Raw genomic sequence first — 22,725 nt, forward strand, 5'->3', positions numbered from 1 at the left:
CGCGCCGGCACGTCGTCGACTCGCGCCGTCAGCTGGCCTCGGCGATCCGCTGCTCGGCCTCGCGGAGGATCGGCGAACTGGTGGGCCGCAGCAGCTCCTCCGCCCGCCGCCAGGTCGCCAGGGCCAGCTCCTCGTCGCCGGAGGCCCGGTGGACGTCGCCCAGGCTGATGAGGGCCTTGCCTTCCTGCACCGTCGCCCCGCACCCACCGGCGACGCGCAGCGCCGCCTCGGCGTAGTCGCGCGCGGCGTCCCACCGCCGGAGTTCACCAGCCAGCTCGGCGAGGTTGTTCAACGCGACCGCCTCGTGGAAGGGCCGCCCGGTGATCCGGTACAGCTCCCGAACGGCCAGGCACCGGGCGAAGGCGGAGTCGAGACGCCCCTCGTTCTGGTCGAGGAGGGCGAGGTTGTTCAACGCCATCGCCTGCCCGGCCACGTCCCCCAACTCGCGGTAGAGGGTGAGCGTCCGCTCGCCGACCGATCTCGCCTCCTCGAACAGCCCGAGCTGGACCCGGACCGTGAAGAGGTCGGCGACGGTCGCCGCCACCAGCTCCGGCCCGGCCAGCTCCTCGGCGATCTCGGACGCCGCCACCGCGCGGTCCAGCGCGGCCGGCAGTCCGGTGGAACCGTAGAGCGCCACGCTCACCTGTCCCCGCAGCATCAGGCACTCCCCCAGCCTGTCGCCGTCCTGCCTGGCCGCCGCGAGTCCCCGTTCGAAGAGCCCGCCCGCCTCGTCGAGCAGGTGCCGGAAACGGACGTAGGGCATGAGGGACCAGATGAGCCGCCAGACGCGGCGGTGCTCACCGAGGGCTTCCGCCGTCGCCACGGCTTGCCCCAGGTTGGCCCACTCCCGGTCGTACCAGCTGACGGCGTCGCCCAGCTCCGGCAGTTCGACCTCCGGTGCCAGCGGTTCGAGCCTGACCGGCTGGCTGGACAGCTGGAGTGCCTCCCGCGCCCGCTCACTGGCGGCCAGGTAGTAGGCGACCATGCGGTGCCGGGGCGAGGAGCCGGGACCGGTGTCGGGCACGTCGAGCTGGCGGGCGTAGAGCCGCAGCAGGTCGTGCGCGCCGACCCGGTCGGGGGTGACCCGGTCGACCAGGTGCCGGGAGGCCAGTTCGTCGACCACCACGCTGACCTCCCGTACGGGGCGCCCCGCCATCGCCGCGAGGACGTGGTCGGTCATCTCCGACCCGGGATGGGCTCCCACCAGGCGGAAGACGTCAGCGTGGTCGGGTGGCAGGTCCCGGTAGGACACGTCGAAGGCCCCCCGGACACTGATCTCGTCGTCCTCCACGGCCAGTCGGACGAGCCGGTCCCGCTCGTCACCGAGCTCGGAGAGCAGGGTGGCGAGCCCCGACCCGCCGCCCGCGATGATCCGCGCGGCCACGATCCGGAGCGCCAGCGGCAGCCCACCGCAGAGCCGCACCAGCTCGACCACGGTGTCGGTGTTCGTCCCGTCGATCTCGCCGCCGACGTCCCGAAGGGCACCCGCCAGCAGTTCGACCGCGTCGTCCTCGGCCAGCATGCCGAGCGGCAGGAGCGCGGCTCCGCTGCGCACCACCAACCCCTCCAGGCGTCGCCTGCTCGTGACCAGCACGAGGCAGTCCCGGCCCGCCGGCAGGAGGGGGAGGACCTGTTCGGTGCTCGCGGCGTCGTCGAACACCAGCAGCAGCCGGCGGTCGGCGGCCGAGGACCGGAATGCCGCGGCGCGCTCCGCCACCCCGGCGGGCACGTCCCGGTCGCGGACGCCCAGTCCCACCAACAGCTGCCGGAGGGCGGAGTCGGGTGGCACCGGGCCGTTCCGCCCGTCGGCCCCACCGAGGTGCACGAAGAGCTGCCCGTCGGGGTAGTGGTGGCGCACGCGGTGCGCCCAGGTCACCGCCAGGGCGCTCTTCCCCGCTCCCGGCGGCCCCGCGAGCACCACGATCCGGGGGCCGGAGCCCGCACGCTCCGCCTCGGTCGGACGTCGGCGTTCCCACAGTTCGCGCAGCCTCGCCAGCTCCCGTGCCCGTCCCGTGAAGCCACCGACCTCCGGGGGCAGCTGGCGGGGGGCGGCCGCGTCGCGGCCAGCGGCGATCGCCGGCCGGTTCCCCGACCCGAGCAGCAGCGGGTCGTCCCGCAGTACCCGTTCGTAGGTCCGCTGGAGGTGGGGCGAGGGGTCGACGCCGAACTCCTCGCGCAACCGCCGTCGGATGTCCTGGTAGCGGGCCACCGCGTCCGCCCGGCGACCGAGCCGGTACAGGGCGACCAGGAGGTGCGCGGCCATCCGTTCCCGGAGCGGATGCTCGTCCAACAGGCGGACGAGTTCCGCGGTGACCAGTCCCTCCCGGCCGAGTTCCAGGTCGGCTGCGACCCGCTGCTCGACGAGGTCGAGGCGGAACTCCTCGATGGAGTGGGCCATCGAGCCGAGCACGCCCTCGTCGGAGAGGTCGCCCAGGCTCGGTCCCCGCCACAGCTTGAGCGCCTGGCGGAGCAGCCTGGCCCGCCGGTCCGGCCCCGGGGCGTCGTCGGCGTCGGCACCGGCCGACGCCGCCAGGTCACGAGCGCGCACCAGGTCGATCAGGGCGCCGTCCACCTCGATCCGGTAGCCGGGGGGCTTGGTGCGGATGTCGGCCGGGGAATCCCCGGGGAGGGCCGCCAGTTGCCTGCGCAGCCGCGAGACGTAGCCGTGCAGGATGGTGCGCGCGCTCGCGGGTGGGGAGTGTCCCCACAGCATCTCCGCGATGCGCTCGGTGGGGACCACGGTGCCCCGGTTCAGCAACAGCAGCGCGAGGACACTCCGCACCGCCCGGCTCCCGAGCGGCACCGGCCGCCCGTCCACGGTGACCTCGACCGGACCGAGCAGGAGGAAACGCGCTCCTGGTTGCCCGCCGGGGGTGTCGTCGCCGTTCAGCACCGCCTCGTCGCCTCCATCGCCGCCTTCGGGCGGACGGACCCGCTCCCCCGCCTCGATTCGACAACGTAGGCGTTCGCCGAACTCCCCGTGATCGCTTCACCGTACTGACCGGCGCTGGGGCGATGGCAGGGGTGCGCTCCGAGGGGTCGGCCGGTGGTCCCGGTTCGACGCCGGCCGGTGCCGCGTGGACGACGCGCGGTCTCCGACCGCTGGTGCCCACCTCCCGAGGTGAACCTCACCCGGAAGAAGGGTGTTCATCGCCCAAGGCGGTCCGATGTCGACCTCTCACGCCTCCCTGACGCACGGCGTGTCCCCAGGTGGGGGCCGCTACCACCCTTATGGGTGATCCAAACCGGCTACTGTCGACTCGTTGACATCCTGGCGTGGAGGGCACGTGGCTACAGCGACCACCGTGGTCGACCGGGCTGCGGGCTGCCTGTTGGGCGGAGCGCTGGGCGACGCGCTCGGCGCCCCGGTCGAGTTCCACCAGCTCGCGGAGATCCGCCGGCGTCACGGGCAGGACGGCGTCACCGAACCGCCCAAGCCAGCCCTGATCAGTGACGACACCCAACTCACCCTCTTCACCGCCGAGGGCTACCTGAGCGCGTGGGTGCGGGGGAAGCACCTCCAGATCTGGGACCCGGCCCGTGAGGTGTGGAGCGGCTATCGGCGTTGGCTTCGAACCCAACAGCGCAAGCGCCCGGAACGCGACGCGGTGGGGCTGCTCGCCGATCCCCGGCTCTACGCCAGGCGCGCTCCCGGACTGGCCTGCCTCCGCGCCCTCTCCAGCGCCGAACCCCCCACCCAGGGCGAGCAGTACCAGCGGGCGAACGGGTGCAGCGGCGTGGTGCGCGCCGCTCCGGCCGGGTTCGCGCCAACGGGAGAACTCGCCTACGAGATGGGGTGCGAGTTCGCCGCCCTCACCCACGGCCACCCGGCGGCCTGGGCCCCCGCCGGTGCGCTCGCGCTCCTCGTGCACCTGGTGGCGGTACGCCGGCGGTCGCTGCCCGACGCCGTGGACCAGGTGACGGGACGAGTGCTGCGGGACCACCCCGACACCGCGGAGAGCCTGGCCTCGGCCGTCCGCCTCGCCGAACGGGATCTCGGGGCCGCCCGCGCGTCCCTGGAGGCGCGGGCGTTCGGCCGGGCACCCACCGAGGGCGGCCCCGGCGCGGAGTCGGTGATGGGTCTCGGTCCCGGCTGGGTGGGATCGCAGGCGCTGGCCATCGCCGTGTACTCGGCGCTCACCCACCGCAGGGCGGCGCAGTTCCCGGACGCGTTGCGGCTGGCGGTCAACCACTCCGGCGACAGCGACTCGACAGCGAGTCTGACCGGCAACATCCTCGGGGCCCTGCACGGCACCGCCGTGCTGCCCCGCCCCTGGTTGGCGCGGCTGGAACTCGCGGACGTCATCGAACGCGTGGGCCACGACCTCGGGGCCACCTGCGCCGGTGACACCTTCGAGGAGCAGCGCTACCTGGTCGCCTGACACGGAGGCCACGGGCCGCCACACCACACCGGGCGGTCCGACGAGCGGCCCCGGGGCGGTGGGCACGCCACCCAACACGCCGGGTCTGACCGACCTGACGACCGAGGGCCGTGGGCCCCCGCCATCCCGGCCGGACGCCAGGAACGCGCGGGAGCCCACGGCCCCGGGTCAACGTGGTGCCGACGTCACCGGGACAACGGGGTGAAGTCGGACCGGTTCGCCACGAAGGGCGGACGCGGCTGCGGAGCGGCGAACGGCTCCACCGGGGTGTTGTCCACGCTGTTGAACACGATGAAGATGTTCGAGCGGGGGAACGGCGTGATGTTGCTGCCCGAGCCGTGCATCGAGTTGGAGTCGAACATCAGCGCGGAGCCGGCCGGGCCGGTGAACTGCTCGATCCCGTGCTCCGCCGCGAGCTTGCTGATGCTGTCCTGGTCGGGGACGCCGATCTCCTGCTCCTTGAGGGACTCCTTGTAGTGGTCGTCCGGGGTGGCCCCGACGCAGGAGACGAACGTCCGGTGGGCGCCGGGCATCAGCATCAGACCACCGTTGAACGGGTAGTTGTCGGTCAACGCGATGGAGATGCTCACCGCTCGCATCCTCGGCATCCCGTCCTCGGCGTGCCACGTCTCGAAGTCCGAGTGCCAGTAGAAGCCTCGTCCCTTGAAACCCGGCATGTAGTTCACGCGGCTCTGGTGCACGTAGACGTCCGAGCCGAGGATCTGCCGCGCGCGGTCGAGCACTCTCGGGTCCGTGGCGAGCCGACCGATCTCCTCGCTGATCTTGTGCACCTCGAAGATCGAGCGGACCTCGTTGGAGGACTTCTCCACCACCGTGCGCTCGTCCGCCTTCACCTCGGGGTCGGACGAGAGCCGCGTGAGCTCCTGCCAGAACTTCTGCACCTCGGCCGGCGTCAGGAGCCCCTCGACCGTCAGGAAGCCCTTGTCGTCGTAGGACCGCAAGGTGTCGGCGTCGATCGGCCCGGAGTCCACCCCCGGCCAGGCCACCGGGTCCTCTCGCTTGATCAGCGCCGGCTCCGTCCCGACCCGGGTCGGGTAGAGGTCATCGGTCTTCACGTCGGCCACAGTCATGTGATTGCCTCCTAGGCGAATTCCCGATCGGCGACCCGAGGGAAACACGGGTCGATCCGCGATGTGGTGGTGGTCCGGGCTCGTCGCTGTTCGGGTCCCGGGACTGGCGTACCGCCGGTCGGCGCCAGGGCGGCACCCGCCCCGCGCCGACCTCGCGGTCGAAATCCCCACGTCCCGGCATACGGGTCAGGTGGTGGTGGCGTCAACCCCTCTCGTCACTACCGGAGAACCCCGTCCCGGTTCACTCGACGTTGGCCGCTTTCGCTGGTGCCTGCTCGTCCTGCTCCGCCTTCTCCACGATCAGCGGGTACACGCCGTTCTCGTCGTGCACCTCACGCCCGGTGACCGGCGGGTTGAAGACGCATACCGTCCGGATGTCCGTCCTCGGCCGCACCTGGTGGTGCTCGTGCCCGTCGAGCAAGTACAGGCTGCCCGGAGCCAGCGGGAAGGTCTCGCCGGTCTCCTTGTTGGTGATTTCCCCTTCACCCTCGACCACAAACACCGCTTCGATGTGGTTCGCGTACCAGAAGTCGTTCACCGTGCCGGCGTAGAGCGTGGTCTCGTGCACCGAGAACCCGACACCCTCCTTGGCCAGCACGATGCGCTTGCTGCGCCAGTTCGGCGTCTTGATGTCGCGCTCGGTGTCCTCGATCTCGCTCAATGACCGTACGATCACGTTTGACTCCTTCGACTGTCTCTTCGGGGACGTCCGGCGGGGTGGTACGGCGGGCCCGCGAACGTCGTCGCCTGTCCGGTCAGCTGGCGCTGACGGCCCGCACCGAGTCCACGACGATCCCGAGGCCGCGTTCCAGTTCCTCGTCCGTCACGGTGAGCGGGGGCATCAGCTTGAGCACCTCGCCGTTGGGCCCCGAGGTCTCCATCAGCAGCCCCCGTTCGAAGGCCGCCGCGCTGGCCCGACCCGCCAGTGCCGGCTCGTCGAACGCCAGCCCGCGTGCCAGTCCCCGCCCACGCGATTCCAGGCCCGCCGGCTTCAGCTCCTGGGCCAGCTCCTCGAGGCAACGCCCGATCTGCTCACCCTTGGCCAGGGTGCTCTTCTCCAGTTTGTCGCTGGTCCAGTACTCCTGGAGCGCCTTGGCGGAGGTCACGAAGGCCGGGTTGTTGCCCCGGAAGGTCCCGTTGTGCTCACCCGGCTCCCAGACGTCCAGCTCGGGGCGGAGCAGGGTCAGCGCCATCGGGAGGCCGTAGCCGCCGATCGACTTCGAGAGGCAGACGATGTCCGGCTGGATACCGGCGATCTCGAAGCTGAAGAAGGGGCCGGTACGGCCGCAGCCCATCTGCACGTCGTCGACGATGAGCAGGATCCCGTGCCGCTTGCACAGGTCGGCGAGGGCTCGCAGCCACTCCGCCCTGGCGACGTTGATGCCGCCCTCGCCCTGAACCGTCTCCACGATGACCGCCGCCGGCTCGTTGAGCCCGCTCCCGCTGTCCTCCAGCAACCGCTCGAACCAGATGAAGTCCGGTGTCTGGCCGTCCAGGTAGTGGTCGTAGGGCATGGGGGTGGCGTGCACCAGCGGGATCCCCGCGCCGCCCCGCTTCATGGAGTTCCCCGTGACCGAGAGCGCGCCTAGCGTCATCCCGTGGAAGGCGTTGGTGAAGTTGATGATGGACTCACGCCCGGTCACCTTGCGCGCGAGCTTCAGCGCGGACTCCACCGAGTTGGCACCGGTCGGGCCGGGGAACTGCACCTTGTAGTCGAGGTTCCTCGGCTCGAGGACGACCCGTTTGAAGGTTTCGAGGAAGTCCCGTTTGGCGACGGTCTGCATGTCGAGACCGTGCGTCACCCCGTCCCGCCGGATGTAGTCGATCAGTGCCTCCTTGAACACGGGATTGTTGTGCCCGTAGTTCAGGGCGCCGGCACCGGCGAAGAAGTCCAGATACGGCTTGCCGTTCTCGTCGAAGAGTTCGCTACCGAGCGCACGGTCGAATACCGTCGGCCAGGTACGGCTATAGCTGCGAACCTCGGATTCCAGACTCTCGAAGACGTTCACGATTCTCCGTCCGTTCTAGGATTGCGATATCTGCACCGGCGGCGACGGACTCACCCGGCGGGAGGCCGTGCGACAACGTCGCTCCCGTGACCGGTAATCGCTTCATCGATCTTGGTCGCTGTCTTGGGTGACCGGCGGGTCAGGTTCCGGAGGAGGCGGGGCGGAAGGGACCGATGCGGTACAGGTCCTCGCCCTCGTGCGAGTCCGGGAAGGAGTCGGCCGGGAAGAGCTCCCGTCGCTCGAGTTCGGTGCCGCGGTTCCTGGCCAGCGCGGTGAACAACCGGATGGACGCCGTGTTGTCCGGGGTGATCGTCGTCTCGAGGTAGCGGACCCCGGTGTGGGTGACCCGGTCCACGAGCTCGCGGAGCATGCCGCCGGCCAGTCCGCGACCTCGGTGGCGCTCGTCGACGGCGACCTGCCACACCATGATCGTGTCCGGCGCGTCCGGGCGCACGTAGCCGCTGACGAATCCGCCGACCGCGCCGTCCACGCGAGCGACGACGGATGTCCGGGAGAAGTCACGACACCACAGCACGTAGGCGTAGGACGAGTTCAGGTCCAGCACCCCGGAATCGCGCGCGAGGCGCCACATGGCGGATCCGTCCGACACATTCGGCGATTCGATCGCCACCTGCGCCACTGACCCACTTCCGCTGCTTTCAGAATTCGGGTGTGCCGTGGTCATAATTTGTCAACCTAACAGAGGTCCCGTTTCCCGGCAGATCTGCGAATGCGCGACCCGGCATCTACCAGTGGATTCACAGAAAACGGCGTGACAAGAAGCACATTAACCTTGATTTAACACGGCCAATTGTGCTAGGCTGCGCCGGCGTTCATCGGCCGGGTGACTGCTCTCCCCATGAACGGGTGACGTTTGTGTTCTCATACCGCACATCGCGCCCACGGAGCGTGATGTTTCACTGATCAACTCACCGTAGGACGGATCTTCCCGCACCGCATCTCCTGAATGGGCGAGTCGGTACCCCGGTATGGGCCAGCGCGGGCCGGCCACCCGCGAGCGACCGGTCGCCCCGACGGTCCTGATCCCGGCACCGCCGGCGCCCGGGAGCCGCCACGGGCACGGCCGCGCCGGGGTGGGCGACAGGTCCGCGCCCCGGCTGCGGAACACCTCCACGGTGACTCGGCGGACCGCCCGGCCCGCACCGGCGGGATGTCGACCCGTGCGGGCACCGGCGTGGGCGTTGGCACCGGCGTGGCGGCGCCCCGGTCGCGGGCGCGCCTCGCCTCGCGGTGAGGTGGTGAGCTGCCGAGGAGCGCGACCAGGGTGCGGGCCGCGACCGCGCTCGGGCCGGCGGTGGGCCGGAGCGGGAACGGAAACGGGGGCGACCTCGGGGAGCGCCCGGAACCGGCGGACGACCCGAACGGGCCGGGGACAGCCGCGTGGCGAGTGGTCCCCGGGCGCACCCGGTGCGGCCGTCGCGCCCCGAATGCCCTCTGACCAGCGATGGAGCCGACGAGGGGACTCGAACCCCTAACCACTCGCTTACAAGGCGAGTGCTCTGCCAGTTGAGCTACGTCGGCGGGTGACCGCGACCCGCCCTGGGGCGTCGCGGTCGCCGAGCACATCGTATCGACACCGCGCACGCCCCCGGAACCGTCCCTTCGATCCACCGGAGACCGGTTCTCGGGTGGGGCCGCGGGGCCGAGCGTCCGGGAGGAGTGGGCCGGCGACGGGTTCGGCCGCCCGCCGGCGCTCCCCGCGCCACCACCGCCGGTCGCGGTCGGCTCACCGCCCTGGGAGCCCCGCCACGCCGGTTGCCGCCCGTCCCCGGCGGCGGGACGATCAGGAGCAGGAACAAAGTTCGGCGGTCCACGCGTTGGGCACCGACGGGCGCGCGGGGCCGAACCACCCGCGCCGAGGCCATCCCCCGGTTGTCGCAGGTGAGGCGGCCGGGGACCACGTCGACCTAGGGTGGCGCACGCCACTACGCGGACCCGCAACGGAGGGGAGCCCGCCGCCGATGTCGTGAGCGGCGTGGTGATCTCAGACCCCTGTCCCGGGTCGACCCCGGTCGGCCACGCCAGCAGAGACCGAGCAGGCACGAGGTGAAGGAGGCCGGTCCGTGGGTATCGCCCAGCGGGCCCGTGAAGCGTTGCGCCGGAAGGAGGCGACGCCCGCCACGGTGGCGAACACCGCCGTCTATGGACCGCAGCTCCCCGAGGCGTCGACCATCCACCTGGTGTTGGACCTCGCCCTGCGGGTGGGCGAGGTCCAACTGGCGAGTGGCGCGGGTGCCGCCGACGCCACCGCGACGGTCATCGCGATCACCAACGCCTACGGTCTCCCCCACTGCGAGGTGGACGTCATCTACACGTCCATCACCGTGTGCTGTCACCTCGGTTCCGGCAAGGCCCCGATCACCACGCTGCGAGTGGTGCGGAGCCGCTCCCACGACTACAGCAGGCTGACCGCGACCGAGGACCTCGTCCAACGGATCACCGGCTTCGAGATCAGCGCCGAGGACGCCTACGCCGAGCTCGAACGCATCACCAACGCCGCCCACCCCTACCCGCGATGGGTGTCCTCCCTCGCCTGGGCCGGTCTCGCGGCGTCGATCGCCGTGCTCATCGGCGCCGGCCCCCTCCTGACCGGACTCGCCGCGCTCGTCAGCGCGCTGATCGACCAGATCGGGCGGTTCCTCAACCGCCGTGCCCTGCCGTTCTTCTTCCAGCAGGCGGTCGGAGGCGCGGTCGCGACCGGGGCGGCCCTGCTGCTCTTCCAGTCCGGGGTCCTCGGCGGGGGGAGCGCCTCGCTCGCGGTCGCCGCGAACCTGGTCGTGCTCCTCTCCGGGCTCTCCGTCGTCGGTGTCGCCCAGGACGCGGTCGGCGGGTACAACGTCACCGCCGCCGGCAGAGCCGGCGAGATCCTGATCATGACGGCGGGCCTGGTCACCGGGGTGATCGTCGCGCTGCGCATCGGGGTCGCGCTCGGCGCGCCCACGACCGACGTCGCGGCCAGGCTTCCCCCCGCAGCCAGCCAGCTCCCGCTGCTGGTGGTCGCCGGCGGTATGGCGGCGGTGTGCTTCGCGCTGGCCAGCTACGCGCCGCTGCGGACGCTGCTGGTCGCCGGTGGAGCGGGCGCGCTCGGCCAGCTCACCTACAGCACGTTGTCGCTGACGGCGCTCGTGGGGCCGATCCCGGCCTCGGCCGGAGCCGCCGTGGTGATCGGTTTCGCGGGGGGCCTGCTCGCGAGGCGCCTGAAACTGCCCACGCTGATCGTGGTCGTCTCGGGCATCACGCCGCTGCTGCCGGGACTGGCGACCTACCGGGCCGTCTACCAGCTCGCCGCCGAGGGGAACCTGACCGCCGGGCTGTCCGACGCCGTCCTCGCCGCCGGGGTGAGCCTCGGCCTCGGAGCCGGGGTCGTCCTCGGTGAGTTCCTCGCGCAGCCGGTCCGGACCAGCATCGGTCGGCTCGAACGGCGCTTCTCCGGCCCGAGGATGTCGGGACCGCTGCGTCCGTCGCGCCGTCGCCTCGAGTGAGCACGGCGGGCTCGGCCCCCGTCGAGCCCGAACTCGTCCGACCTGCGCGAGGTGGCGGATCGCGGGCTGCGACGGGCAGCCGATTCAACTACTCACGGTCATGTGATCGCGCTTACTGCGTCCACCAATCAGCACGAATTGTGGCTAGCCTCAACAATGGAGGATGACACGGAGAGTCACCGGCTGCCACCAGGGCCAACGGAGGTCGGGGCAGGTGGCCACACCGTTCGACTCTCGTCGCTGCTGAGGAGGCCTGGCCAGTGGGCAGCACGACACCAGCTTCAACGGGTGCCGACTTCGTCGTGGTCGCCAACCGCCTTCCGGTCGATCTCGAACGACTGCCCGACGGGACGGAGCGCTGGCGTCACAGCCCTGGCGGGCTGGTGACGGCGCTCGAGCCGTTCCTGCGAGCCCGCAAGGGGGCGTGGGTGGGGTGGCCGGGCATCGCCGACGCCGACGTCGCTCCCTTCGAGGACGGCGACCTGCGGTTGCACCCGGTCAGCCTGTCCTCGGACGAGTTCCGGGACTACTACGAGGGCTTCTCCAACGCGACCCTGTGGCCCCTCTACCACGACGTCGTCGCCACCCCGGTCTTCGACCGGACGTGGTGGGACGTCTACGTGCGGGTCAACCAGCGGTTCGCGGAGGCCACCGCGTCGGTGGCCGCCGAGGGCGCCACCATCTGGGTGCAGGACTACCAGCTCCAACTGGTCCCGGCCATGCTCAGGGACCTCCGCCCGGACCTGCGCATCGGCTTCTTCCTCCACATCCCGTTCCCCCCGGTCGAGTTGTTCATGCAGCTCCCCTGGCGCACCCAGATCGTGCGAGGACTGCTCGGGGCCGACCTCGTCGGCTTCCACCGTCCGGGTGGCGCGCAGAACTTCCTCTGGCTCGCCAGGAGGCTGGCGGGGTTCCAACCCACCAAGGGCAGCGTGGGGGTGCGCAACCGCCCCGGAGTCGTCCAGGTCGGGGACCGCCCCGTCCGCGTTGGCGCCTTCCCGATCTCGATCGACTCCTCGTCGCTGGACCAGCTGGCCGCGAGCGAGGAGAGCGCGCGGCGGGCGGCGCAGCTGCGCGCGGACCTCGGCAACCCCCGGCGAATTCTGCTGGGCGTGGACCGGCTCGACTACACCAAGGGCATCGACCTGCGGCTACACGCCTTCCGCGAACTGCTGGCCGAGGAACGGGTCGACGCCTCGGACACGGTCATGGTGCAGTTGGCGACTCCAAGTCGAGAACGTCTGGAGCACTACAAAAAGATGCGGGAGGAGATCGAGCGGGAAGTCGGGCGCATCAACGGCGAGTTCAGCCGCCTCGGCCGACCGGCGGTCCATTACCTGCATTCGTCCATCGACCGCAAGGACCTCGTCGCTTTCTACTGCGCTGCCGACGTCATGGTAGTCACCCCGGTCCGCGACGGGATGAACCTGGTCTGCAAGGAGTACGTGGCCTGCAGGAACGACCTCGGCGGCGCGCTGGTGCTCAGCGAGTTCGCGGGAGCCGCCGCCGAACTCACGAGTGCCTTCCTGGTCAATCCCCACGATCTGGAGGGCGTGAAGGACGCGCTTGAGGCTGCCCTGAACATTGACCCGGCGGAGGGACGCCGTAGGATGCGCGCGCTGCGGCGTCAAGTTCTCAATCATGACGTCGATCGCTGGGCGCGATCTTTTCTCGAGGCTTTGGGGGCGCAGCCGAACCGCTAAGGTTCATTCGTTTACCCATCCCTGACGCCGTGAGGAGGAGGCGTTGACCGCCGAGGCCCTCCCAGCCGAACTTCGGCGCGCGATCGTCCAGCTTGCGAGGACGCCGCGCCTGTTGGTCGCCTGTGACTACGACGGGACACTCGCTCCCATTGTCGTCGACCCGGACCATGCCCAGCCGCTACCGGAGTCGGTGCACGCGCTGCGGTCGTTGGCGGCGCTGCCCGCCACCGTCACCGCGGTCATCTCCGGCCGGGCACTCCGTGATCTGGCCGCGTTGTCCCGGCTGCCCGCGGAGGTGCACCTCGTGGGCAGCCACGGCTCCGAGTTCGACGTGGGATTCGTCCACGAACTCGGAGCCGAGGCCACCACGCTGCTCCGCCGCATCCAGTCCGAACTCGATCCCCTCGCCGACGAGGGACAGGGAATCCACCTGGAGGTGAAACCCGCCAGTGTCGCCGTCCACGTGCGGCGAGCGGAACCAGCCGTCGCCGAACGCGTGCTGGAGACGGTGCGCACCGGCCCGGCGACCTGGGACGGAGTCCAGGTCACCGAGGGCAAGGCGGTGATCGAACTCGCCGTGGTGCAGACCAACAAGGGCAACGCGTTGGACACCCTGCGCCACCAGGTGGGCGCGACCGCCGCGCTGTTCTTCGGTGACGACGTCACCGACGAGAAGGCCTTCCGGAGCCTCCAAGGCCCCGACATGGGCATCAAGGTCGGCCCCGGCGACACCGCCGCCGCCTACCGGGTGGACGACGCCCAGGCGGTCGCGACGGTCCTCGCCTTCCTCCTGGAGGAACGGCGCACCTGGTTGTTCGGTGAGCAGGCTCCGCCCATCGAGCGGTTGAGCATGTTGGCGAACGAGCGAACCGTCGCCCTGGTCACCCCGGACGCCCGGCTGACCTGGCTCTGCCACCCGGAGCCGGACTCGGCGGCGGTCTTCGCCGACCTGCTCGGCGGTCCCACCGCTGGCCACTTCTCCATCAAGCCCAACCGCAACGGCCTCCCACTGGGCCAGCGGTACCTGCCCGGGACGATGGTGGTGGAAACCCGCTGGTCCCGGTTGCTGGTCACCGACTACCTCGACCACTACTCCAGTTCCCACCGGACGGACGTGGTCCGGGTCGTCTCGGGCAACACGACCGCCAGCGTCGAGTTCGCTCCCCGCCCCGAGTTCGGCCAGGTGCCGGTCCGCCTCATCGCGGAGGCCGACGGCCTCCGGGTCGTGGGCACCTCGGAGCCGATGGTCCTGCGCGCTCCCGGCGTCGTCTGGGAGATCACCTCCGACGGCATGCACGAGTCGGCGCGTGCCGTGGTGGAGCCCTCCCCTGGTCACGACGTGGTGCTCGAGCTGCGCTGCGGGACCGACGACCTCGGGCCGGGCGAGATCGCGGAGCAGGAGCGTCGGCAGCGGGCGGGCGAGTACTGGTCCAGTTGGGTCCAGGGGCTGTCGCTGCCGCCGGTGGAGACCGACCTGGTGGCCCGTTCGGCGCTCACCCTCCGGGGGCTGTGCCACTCGGAGACCGGTGCCATCATGGCCGCGGCGACCACCTCGCTGCCGGAGGAGATCGGTGGTGTCCGCAACTGGGACTACCGGTACTGCTGGCTGCGGGACGCGGCTCTCACCGCCCAGGCCCTGGTCTCGCTCGGGTCGCACGAGGAGGCCGAGGGTTTCCTGAACTGGCTGCACCGGGTTCTGGAGACCCTCCCGGGGCCGGAACGGCTCCACCCCCTCTACACGATCTACGGCACCAACCTCCCACCGGAGGCCGTGATCGACACCCTGCCGGGTTACGCGGGTTCGCGCCCCGTCCGGGTGGGCAACCTGGCGAACCAGCAGGTGCAGCTCGACGTCTTCGGCCCGGTGGTGGATCTGATCGCCATGCTGACCGAGTCGAGGGGCAAGCTCACCGACGACGACTGGCGGCTGGTGACGGCCATGGCCGAGGCGGTGTCCCGCCGCTGGCACGAGGCTGACCACGGGATCTGGGAGGAGCGCCACGCGCCCAGGCACCACGTCTACTCGAAGGTCATGTGCTGGGTGACCCTGGACCGCGCGGTGCGGCTGGCGGAGAGCTACGGCCGCGAGGTCGACCCGACCTGGGAGCCCCTGCGGGACGAGATCGCCAGGGACGTGCTGAAGAACGGGTGGAACGACGAGGTCCAGTCCTTCACCACCGCCTACGACGGGGTCGACCTGGACGCGGCCTCCCTCTTCGTCGGGCTCTCCGGCCTGATCGACCCGACCGACGACCGGTTCCAGTCGACGGTGACGGCGATCGAGTCCGAGCTGCGCAGCGGCTCGACGGTGTACCGCTACCGCCGGGACGACGGGCTGCCCGGGGACGAGGGCGGTTTCCACTTCTGCGCGGCCTGGATGGTGGAGGCCTACCTGCTGACCGGTCGGCGGACGGAGGCGGAGGACCTGTTCCAACAGCTGGTCGACGCCGCCGGCCCCACCGGGCTGCTTCCGGAGGAGTACGACCCCATCGCGGAGCGGTCGCTGGGCAACCACCCACAGGCCTACTCGCACGTGGGTCTGATCCGGTGCGCCAGGCTGCTGTCCGAGGCCGTCTGACGCTCCTCCCCTCCCGGGGATGAGTTCCGTCGCGGGGCCCGCCGAGAACGGCGGGCCCCGTCGGCTTTTCCGGGTGTGGACGGCCGGCCTGCTCGGGGCATGCCCCCGTGGCCGGGGCCGCGTGCCCTCCCGCCGACCCGGTGAACCCGTTGCTCCACCAACGCGGGCTCGGGCGCGTTCCCCCGGCGCCTCCACCCGTCGACCTCTCCTCACCTCCCGCGCGCGGGGACCGGGTCCCCTTCCCCACGCCGAAGAACAGCGAGACCCGCCGCTCCACGGAGGTCACCACGGCCGCCGCCCGGTCGGTTGCGCCTCGAACCCGTCCAGGTTCGCCGGGGGTGGCCGACATCAGCGGGAACTGGGCATCTGGCGGCTCGCGGATGGGGCGGTGCCTGGCGGCCCTCACCTCGATCGGTGCGGTCACCGGGCTCGGCGTCCGGGTGGGGCGCCCGCCGTCACGGCTCGCGGACTTCACCCTTTCGGACGAGCATGTTGGCCGGAAGTGGCCGTTGTCCCGGGGCCGGTCGCCGCCGTTGGACGGGTCGCGCGCCCGCCCTGGCTGATCGGCGCGCCGGCGGGCCGGCCGGCGGTCACGCTGGGAGGACCGTTGCCGGTCGAAGAGCGGGGAGTGCTCATGTGTCGACTGTTCGGCCTGTCCGGTGCGCCCCGGCGGATGTCGGCCACCTTCTGGCTGCTCGACGTCTCGGACAGCCTGGCGGAGCAGAGCCGGCGCGAACCGGACGGCACCGGGTTGGGGACCTTCACCGAGGACGGCCTCCCCCTCGTGGAGAAGCAGCCGATCGCCGCCTACGAGGACCGGGCCTTCGCGGAGGAGGCGCGGCACCGCGAGTCGACCACGTTCCTCGCGCACATCCGCTACGCCTCCTCCGGGCCGGCCAGGCCCGAGAACACGCACCCGTTCCTCCAACGGGGGCGGATGCTGGCCCACAACGGCGTGATCGGGGACCTGCCCGTCCTGGAGCGCGAACTGGGCCGGCACCTGTCCCTCGTCGAGGGGGACACCGACTCGGAGCGGTTCCTCGCCCTGGTCACCCGTTACACCGAGCGGAACGGCGGTGACGTCGGTGCTGGACTGACCGAGGCGGCGCGGTGGGTGGCCGAGAACCTGCCCGTCTACGCGCTCAACGTGGTCCTGACGACACCGACGGAGCTGTGGGCCCTGCGGTACCCGGAGACGCACGATCTCGTCGTCCTCGAACGCGTGGTTCCGCCGAACGGGCGCCGGCGGCACCTGGACCACGCGAGCGCGGCGGGAACCGTCCGGGTCCGCTCGGACGCCCTGGCGGGCTGCTCCTCGGTCGTGGTCGCGAGCGAACCGATGGACGAGAGCCCGGACTGGCGATCACTGGCACCAGGCGAGCTGCTGCACGTCGACGACCGGCTGCGGACGAGGCGGCGGACCGTGCTGGACTCGCCGCCCCGGCACCGGCTCACCCTGGACGACCTGGGGGAGACGGCAGCACGGTCCCAACGGGGCCGTTGAACTCACGCTCCCGCGAGCGAACCCCAGCGGACATCCGACCCCGCCCGGATGCGGAGGGCGTCCCCGGGGCGGCCGACCACCGGCCGGCGCGGAGAACGCCGGCCGGTCACGGCCCGAACCAGCGCTCCTGGCTGTTCCGTGGTGGCGCGGCCGTGCTACCGGTCCGCAGGCTCGTCGGCAGGACGATCTTCCTCGGACGGCCGTGGTCCGGTTGCTCCCGTAGCAGCCGGCCCGCCTCCGCGCCCTTGTCCCGCACCGGCTGCACCACGGTGGTCAACCCCACCCGTTCCGCCTCGGCGATGCCGTCGAAGCCGGTCACGGTCAGATCCTGGGGCACGCGCAGGCCGCGACGCCTGGCCTCCTCGAGCGCGCCGAGCGCCAGGATGTCGGAGGTGCAGACCACGGCCGTGATCTCAGGGTCGAGATCCAGGATCCGGGCGGTGGCCGAGGCGCCGGACTCGACGCTGTGGTCGAACCGTTCGACGACGGGTACCTGCGCCCACGGGACCCCAACCGCCTCGAAGGCCGCGGCGAGGGCGACCAGCCGGGCGCGCTGCACGTGGAAGTGCGCTGACCGCTGCCGGTCCAGCGAGGCGATGGCGTCGTTGCGGTCGCGTCCGAGCCGCATGCACACCACCCCGACCCGTCGATGCCCCAGGCCGATGAGGTGGTCGGCCATGCCGGTCATCGCGGAACCGTCGTCGATGCCGACCGTGTCGACCCCTGGGAGGCTGGGCTGGTCGCAGACGACGGTGGGCACCGGGCGCTCCAGCACGGCGGCCAGGTGGGGATCGTCGTCGGGCACCGAGTAGACGACGAACCCGTCGACCCCCGCCCGGTGCACCGCGGCGAGGTCCTCCCGCTCGGGATTGGCCGGGACCAGCAACAGCCCCTGCCCCGCGGCTTCGCAGGAGAGCGCCAGGCCCTCCAGGAAGCTGACGGCCGCGGGGTCACGGAAGGCGTAGGAGAGGTTCTCGGTCAGCAGGAGACCCAGCGCGCCCGCCTTGCGGGTGCGCAGGGACCGCGCGACCGGGTCCGGACCGGGGTAGCCGACCCGACGAGCGGCTTCGAGCACGCGTTGCCGGAGTTCGGGTGAGAGCTGGTCAGGACGGTTGTAGGCATTGGACACCGTTGTCCTGGACACGCCGAGCTCCGCCGCCAGCGAGGCCAGGGTTGCCGGCCGGCGAGAACTGATGGACCGCACCATGAAGTGACCGTAACGGTTCAGAACCAATTGGTGAAGCCAGGGCGACCCACGCCACGACGCGGGTATTTTCCGCGCGTGCCCCGTCGCCGGCCGCCCCGCACCCGTGGGGGCCCGCACCGGGTTCCGGGAGTTCAGCGAAGGGGCGCCGTCGACTCCCTGACCACCAGCCTCGGCCGGAAGATCCGGGTGTGCGCCCCGACCGGCTGCGCCCCGGCGTCGGGGTCGAGCCGGGCGGCCAACTCCTCGACCGCCGCCCGCGCCATCTCCGCGATGGGCTGCGCCAGCGTCGTCAACGGCGGGGTGCAGTAGTCGGCCAGCGGGCTGTCGTCGAAGCCGATCACCGACAGCTGGTCCGGCACGGACACCCCCCGCCGATGGCACTCCCGGATCGCGCCGAGCGCCATGTGGTCGGACGAGCAGATGACGGCCGTCACCGGCTCCCTGTCCAGCAGTTCCCCCAGCGCCCTGGCACCGCCGCCCGCCCCGTAGGGCGCGTGGGACACGAGGGCGGGCCTCGCCGCCAGCCCCTCCTCCTCCAGGGCGGTGGCCCAGCCGGCGTGCTTCAGCCGGGACGGCAGCGAACGGGCCGGCCCGCTGACGAAACCGATGTGGCGATGCCCCAGGTCGAGGAGGTGGCGGGTCGCCAGGTAGCCGGCGAGCTGCTCGTCGACGGCGACGTCCGGGATGTCCGCGGAGGGCACCCCGCCGTTGACGAACACCACGCGGACCCCGTCGTTGACGAGCTGGTGGTAGTAGGCGCTCCTGGCGGTCCGTCGCGCGGGGCTGACGTTGGCGATCCCGGGCGACACGAAGATCATCCCCGTGACCCCCCTGGCGAGCAGCATCCCGACGTACTGCTCCTCGCCGAGGCTGTCGGGTTCCGAGGACCGCGTGTTGCACAGCACGCACGAGAAACCCGCCCGGGCCGCCCTGGTCTCCAACGCCTCGGCGAAGGCGGGGAACACGGGGTTGGACAGCTCGGGAACGAGGAGGCCGACCACCCCCGTCCTCCCCAGCGCCGCCACGCCCCGGGAGGTGTGCGGCAGCTCGGCCAGCGCGGCCAGCACCCGTTGCCTGGTCTCGTGGTTCACCCCGGCCCGCCGGTTCAGCACCCGGCTGACGGTGGAGACGCTGACCCCGGCCGCGCTCGCGATCTCGGATAGTCCGGCCACAGCGGGTCGCCCCTTTCTCCTGCGCGTCCTGCGCACGCCGATGGCCGTAGCGTGCCGGTGACGGCACGTTTTTTCAAACCTCTTCACCCGGCAGGTGGCCCCAAGAACCTGCTGTTACGGCTTGGTTACCCAAAGGACCTTGACGTGAGCTGGCTCACGGGTATGCAATTCGCGTCACACAGCTTGCAAAAAATTTCAGTTCGGCCGCCAGTCCGGGCGGTCGGCGCGTCCACAGAGGGGACGACAGCGACGATGCGGCGTGACACCCTCAACACCCTCGGCCGAACCGGCGTGCTGGGACTCGGCTGCGTGCTGGCGATGACCGCCTGTGGCGGTTCCGGCGGATCAGACGACCAGGACGGGCCGGTCGTCTTCTGGGACACCAGCGGCCCCGGTGAGTCAGCGGTCTTCCGCGACCTCGCCGAGGGCTGCGCGGCGAGCGGCGGTTTCGAGGTCGCCGTCGAACAGGTCGCCTTCGACCAGGCCCTGAACAACTTCAAGAACGCCGCGCAGGGCGGGCAGGGCCCCGACGTGCTCAGGGCCGAGGTGGCCTGGGTCGCCCAGCTCGCCCACAACGGCCTGATCCAGGACCTCGCCGGAACCGGCCTCGACGACCAGGGCGACTTCCTGGCCACCCCCTGGAGCTCCACCCAGTTCGACGGCGCGACCTACGCCGTCCCGCAGGTCACCGACACGCTCGCCCTGCTCTACAACCGGGAGCTCCTGGACGAGGCCGGCGTCGAACCGCCGACCTCCTGGGAGGAACTGCTCGACATCGCCCCCGACCTCGGCGGGGACTCCGCGTTCTTCGTGAACAACGACGGCTACTACGCCCTGCCCTTCATCTACTCGGCCGGCGGCGACCTCCTCGACGTCGAGAACCAGACCATCGTCGTCAACTCCGACGAGGCCGTGGCCGGCCTGGGGACGGCGCGCGCGCTGTTGGACGAGGGCGCGGCCAGGACCGCCCAGGACCCGGGCAACTCCTACGGGAACATGAAGGCCGCCTTCGCCTCCGGCGAGGTGGCGATGATCGTCGACGGGCCGTGGGCGGTGGCCGACCTGCTCGACGGGGCGGCCTTCCAGGACCCGGAGAACCTCGGAGTGGCGCCGCTGCCCGGCCCCGCCGACGGGGACGGCAACGGACCGGTCGGCGGCCACGACTACGTCATCCGGCAGGGCAGTGAGCGCACCGACGACGCGGTCTCCCTCATCGAGTGCATGAGCGGGGTGGAGGCGCAGACGACGGTGGCCGTGGAGCTCGGCCTGCTGCCCACCCGGGAGTCGGTGTACGAGGACCCGGAGGTGGCCGAGCACCCCGTCGTCTCCGCGTTCAGCGCGGCCGTCGAGCGGGCTCACCCGCGCCCCTGGATCGCCGAGGGCAACGAGCTGTTCGACCCGCTCAAGATCGGCTACGCCGACGTGCTGGCTGGCAACCTCAGCCCGGCGGAGGCGGCAGAACAGGTCGCCACCGCGTACCAGGACACCGTCGTTCCCGACTACACGATCGGCTGAGCCGTGGTCGCGACGACGACGGGGGCGGCGGCGGAGCACCGCCGGCCCGGCCCCCGGGGCGGCACCGAGCGGCGCGGGCGCGTCCGGCGGTTCCTCGACCGGTACTGGTACGCCTACGCCCTGGTGCTGCCGGTGGTGGTCGTGGTCGGCGGGCTGGTGATCCTCCCGCTGGCCCAGGGTGTCTTCTTCACGTTCACGAACATCAACGAGGGCAACATCGCGAACCCCGTGCTCGGCCGGGAGGCCGACTACGACGTCGTGGGGCTCGCGAACTACCTGAACGTGCTCTCCGGGGATCCGGCCTACGGGTCGTTCTGGGGGGTGCTGCTCCGAACCCTGGTGTGGTCGGGGATCTGCGTCGCGTTCCACTACGGCATCGGCCTGGGGCTGGCACTGCTGCTGAACCGTCCCATGCGGTTCCGGACGCTCTACCGGATCCTGCTGATCCTCCCCTGGGCGGTCCCCGCCTTCGTCAGCGCCTTCGCCTGGCGGTACCTGTTCAACGCCGACTACGGGCTCATCAACTGGCTGCTGGGCTCGGTCGGCCTGCCCACCCCGGTGTGGCTCGGCCAGTCACCGGTGGCGATGGTCGCCGTGATCATCGTCAACGTCTGGCTCGGGGTGCCGTTCATGATGGTCGCGCTCCTGGGCGGCCTCCAGTCCATTCCCGGTGACCTCTACGAGGCCGCCGAGATCGACGGCGCCACCCCCTGGCAACGCTTCACGCAGATCACCCTGCCCGGGCTGCGCCCGGTGTCGAGCACCGTGATCCTGCTCGGCGTGATCTGGACGTTCAACATGTTCCCGGTCATCTACCTGATCACCGGCCAGAACCCGCACACGCGCATCCTGATCACCTACGCGTTCGAACGCTTCTTCTCCGGCGCCACCAGGGACTACGCGATCGCCTCGACCTACGGGGTCCTCATCCTCTCCGTCCTGCTGGTCTTCGCCGGGGTCTACCTGCGCGCCCTGCGATCACAGGAGGCCGACTGAGATGGACGTGACCTCGCTCCAGACGAGCGGCCGGGCTGGCCCGTCCGGCGGGCGCCGTCCCGCCCCGCCCCGGTCCGGTCACCGCGGCCGGCGTTCCCCGGCGGCGAGCTTCGGGCTGCACGCCGCGCTGGTGGTCGCCTCGCTGATCGCCGTCTTCCCCGTCTTCTGGGTCCTGGTGACCTCCTTCAAGCCGGACTCCCGCGCCATCGAGGCGAGTCCGAGCCTGATCAACGAGTCGAGCCTGGACAACTACGCGCGCATCCTCGCCGGCGAGAAGGGCGACTTCCTGGCCTGGTTCGGGAACTCGCTGCTGATCGCGGGGCTGACGACGGTCCTCGCGGTCATGTTGGCGGCGAGCACCGGGTACGCCGTGAGCCGGTTCAACTTCCCCGGCGGCCGAGGGCTGTTGTTCTTCTTCCTCGTCGTGCAGATGTTCCCCTTCGCGGTGCTCATCGTGCCGCTCTACAACCTGCTGCTCAGCCTGGGCCTTCAGGGGTCGGCCGGTGGGCTGGTGCTCGTGTACTGCACCACCGCGGTGCCGTTCTGCACCTACATGCTCAAGGGCTACTTCGACGGCATCCCCCGCGAGATCGACGAGGCCGGCCGGATGGACGGGCTCTCGCCGTTCGGGGTCTTCTGGCGGTTGATGTTGCCGCTGGCCAGGCCTGGCCTGGCGGTCACCGGCTTCTACGCGTTCATCACCGCGTGGGGTGAGGTGGCCTTCGCCTCGGCCTTCCTCTCCGCCGCCGACCAGTCCAAGACCCTGGCGGTGGGCCTCCAGGTGTTCGTTCAGCAGAACCGGACCGAATGGGGCCATCTTGCGGCTGCTTCCATCCTTGTGGCGATCCCCGCGGCCGTGGTTTTCTACCTCGTGCAACGGTTCCTGGTCTCAGGGCTCGCCGCAGGCAGTGTCAAGGGTTGACCGCTTCGAGGGCGGAGTCCTGGCCCTCGCGGGTGGCGGTCCTGGTCAGTTCCGTCCCTGTCAACGAGTACGTCGTCTTGCTTCCACTCGGCGTCAAGATGTGTTCCCGCGAGAGCAAGCGCGGACACGGAAACCGGAGGGCC

15 protein-coding genes and 1 tRNA gene are annotated in these 22,725 nt (G+C 71.1%); 8 read left to right on the forward strand and 8 right to left on the reverse strand.

All coding sequences use genetic code 11. From position 1 onward, the window contains the following. Positions 1–28 precede the first annotated feature (28 nt). Positions 29–2,893, reverse strand: coding sequence for an AfsR/SARP family transcriptional regulator (locus G443_RS14440; RefSeq protein WP_051313395.1), 2,865 nt, complete (start codon positions 2,891–2,893; stop codon positions 29–31). 394 nt (positions 2,894–3,287) lie between these two features. Here G443_RS14440 and G443_RS14445 point away from each other — a divergent pair, with 394 nt between their 5' ends. After that, the gene (locus G443_RS14445) at positions 3,288–4,382 is read left to right on the forward strand and encodes an ADP-ribosylglycohydrolase family protein (protein ID WP_026417562.1); all 1,095 of its coding nucleotides are present in this window, start codon (positions 3,288–3,290) and stop codon (positions 4,380–4,382) included. A gap of 185 nt (positions 4,383–4,567) precedes the next feature. Here the strand turns inward: G443_RS14445 and thpD are convergent, their stop codons facing one another. From thpD to G443_RS14470, 5 genes are all read right to left on the reverse strand, one after another. After that, a complete protein-coding gene (gene thpD / locus G443_RS14450) occupies positions 4,568–5,473 on the reverse strand; it encodes an ectoine hydroxylase (protein WP_026417563.1) in 906 nt (301 codons plus the stop codon). A 241-nt stretch (positions 5,474–5,714) separates the two neighbouring features. Further along, positions 5,715–6,149: an ectoine synthase gene (locus G443_RS14455; RefSeq protein WP_026066275.1), complete on the reverse strand. Its 435-nt coding sequence runs from the start codon at positions 6,147–6,149 to the stop codon at positions 5,715–5,717. 79 nt (positions 6,150–6,228) lie between these two features. Further along, the gene (gene ectB, locus G443_RS14460; protein ID WP_026417564.1) at positions 6,229–7,482 is read right to left on the reverse strand and encodes a diaminobutyrate--2-oxoglutarate transaminase; all 1,254 of its coding nucleotides are present in this window, start codon (positions 7,480–7,482) and stop codon (positions 6,229–6,231) included. Between the two features lie 139 nt (positions 7,483–7,621). Next, on the reverse strand, positions 7,622–8,167 hold the full coding sequence (gene ectA / locus G443_RS14465) for a diaminobutyrate acetyltransferase (protein ID WP_030105138.1): 546 nt from the start codon (positions 8,165–8,167) through the stop codon (positions 7,622–7,624). Positions 8,168–8,948: 781 nt separating this feature from the next. Continuing rightward, positions 8,949–9,024: transfer RNA gene (locus tag G443_RS14470), tRNA-Thr, on the reverse strand. Between the two features lie 542 nt (positions 9,025–9,566). Here G443_RS14470 and G443_RS14475 point away from each other — a divergent pair. From G443_RS14475 to G443_RS14490, 4 genes are all read left to right on the forward strand, one after another. Further along, positions 9,567–10,985, forward strand: a complete 1,419-nt coding sequence (locus G443_RS14475) for a threonine/serine exporter family protein (protein ID WP_026417566.1) — start codon at positions 9,567–9,569, stop codon at positions 10,983–10,985. Positions 10,986–11,245: 260 nt separating this feature from the next. Continuing rightward, positions 11,246–12,688: an alpha,alpha-trehalose-phosphate synthase (UDP-forming) gene (locus G443_RS14480; protein WP_026417567.1), complete on the forward strand. Its 1,443-nt coding sequence runs from the start codon at positions 11,246–11,248 to the stop codon at positions 12,686–12,688. Between the two features lie 43 nt (positions 12,689–12,731). Then, on the forward strand, positions 12,732–15,266 hold the full coding sequence (gene otsB, locus G443_RS14485; protein WP_026417568.1) for a trehalose-phosphatase: 2,535 nt from the start codon (positions 12,732–12,734) through the stop codon (positions 15,264–15,266). Between the two features lie 634 nt (positions 15,267–15,900). Beyond that, positions 15,901–16,770, forward strand: a complete 870-nt coding sequence (locus G443_RS14490; protein WP_026417569.1) for a class II glutamine amidotransferase — start codon at positions 15,901–15,903, stop codon at positions 16,768–16,770. Positions 16,771–16,876: 106 nt separating this feature from the next. Here G443_RS14490 and G443_RS14495 read toward each other — a convergent pair whose 3' ends face one another. Together G443_RS14495 and G443_RS14500 are read right to left on the reverse strand one after the other, a co-directional pair. Continuing rightward, a complete protein-coding gene (locus G443_RS14495; protein WP_081715225.1) occupies positions 16,877–17,977 on the reverse strand; it encodes a LacI family DNA-binding transcriptional regulator in 1,101 nt (366 codons plus the stop codon). A 131-nt stretch (positions 17,978–18,108) separates the two neighbouring features. Next, positions 18,109–19,149: a LacI family DNA-binding transcriptional regulator gene (locus tag G443_RS14500; protein ID WP_026417571.1), complete on the reverse strand. Its 1,041-nt coding sequence runs from the start codon at positions 19,147–19,149 to the stop codon at positions 18,109–18,111. 252 nt (positions 19,150–19,401) lie between these two features. On the opposite strand from G443_RS14500, the gene G443_RS14505 reads away from it, so the two are divergent. Genes G443_RS14505 through G443_RS14515 form a run of 3 tightly spaced genes read left to right on the forward strand, consistent with a single transcriptional unit; the run spans position 19,402 to position 22,582 of the window. Then, complete coding sequence (locus G443_RS14505; RefSeq protein WP_026417572.1) at positions 19,402–20,664, forward strand: extracellular solute-binding protein; 1,263 nt, start codon at positions 19,402–19,404, stop codon at positions 20,662–20,664. A gap of 3 nt (positions 20,665–20,667) precedes the next feature. Beyond that, positions 20,668–21,660, forward strand: coding sequence for a carbohydrate ABC transporter permease (locus G443_RS14510; protein WP_026417573.1), 993 nt, complete (start codon positions 20,668–20,670; stop codon positions 21,658–21,660). A gap of 1 nt (position 21,661) precedes the next feature. After that, entirely contained in the window at positions 21,662–22,582 is a 921-nt protein-coding gene (locus G443_RS14515; protein ID WP_026417574.1) for a sugar ABC transporter permease, read from the forward strand. Positions 22,583–22,725: the final 143 nt, after the last annotated feature.

This window comes from Actinoalloteichus caeruleus DSM 43889 (genome assembly GCF_000429185.2).
GTDB lineage: Bacteria > Actinomycetota > Actinomycetes > Mycobacteriales > Pseudonocardiaceae > Actinoalloteichus_B > Actinoalloteichus_B caeruleus.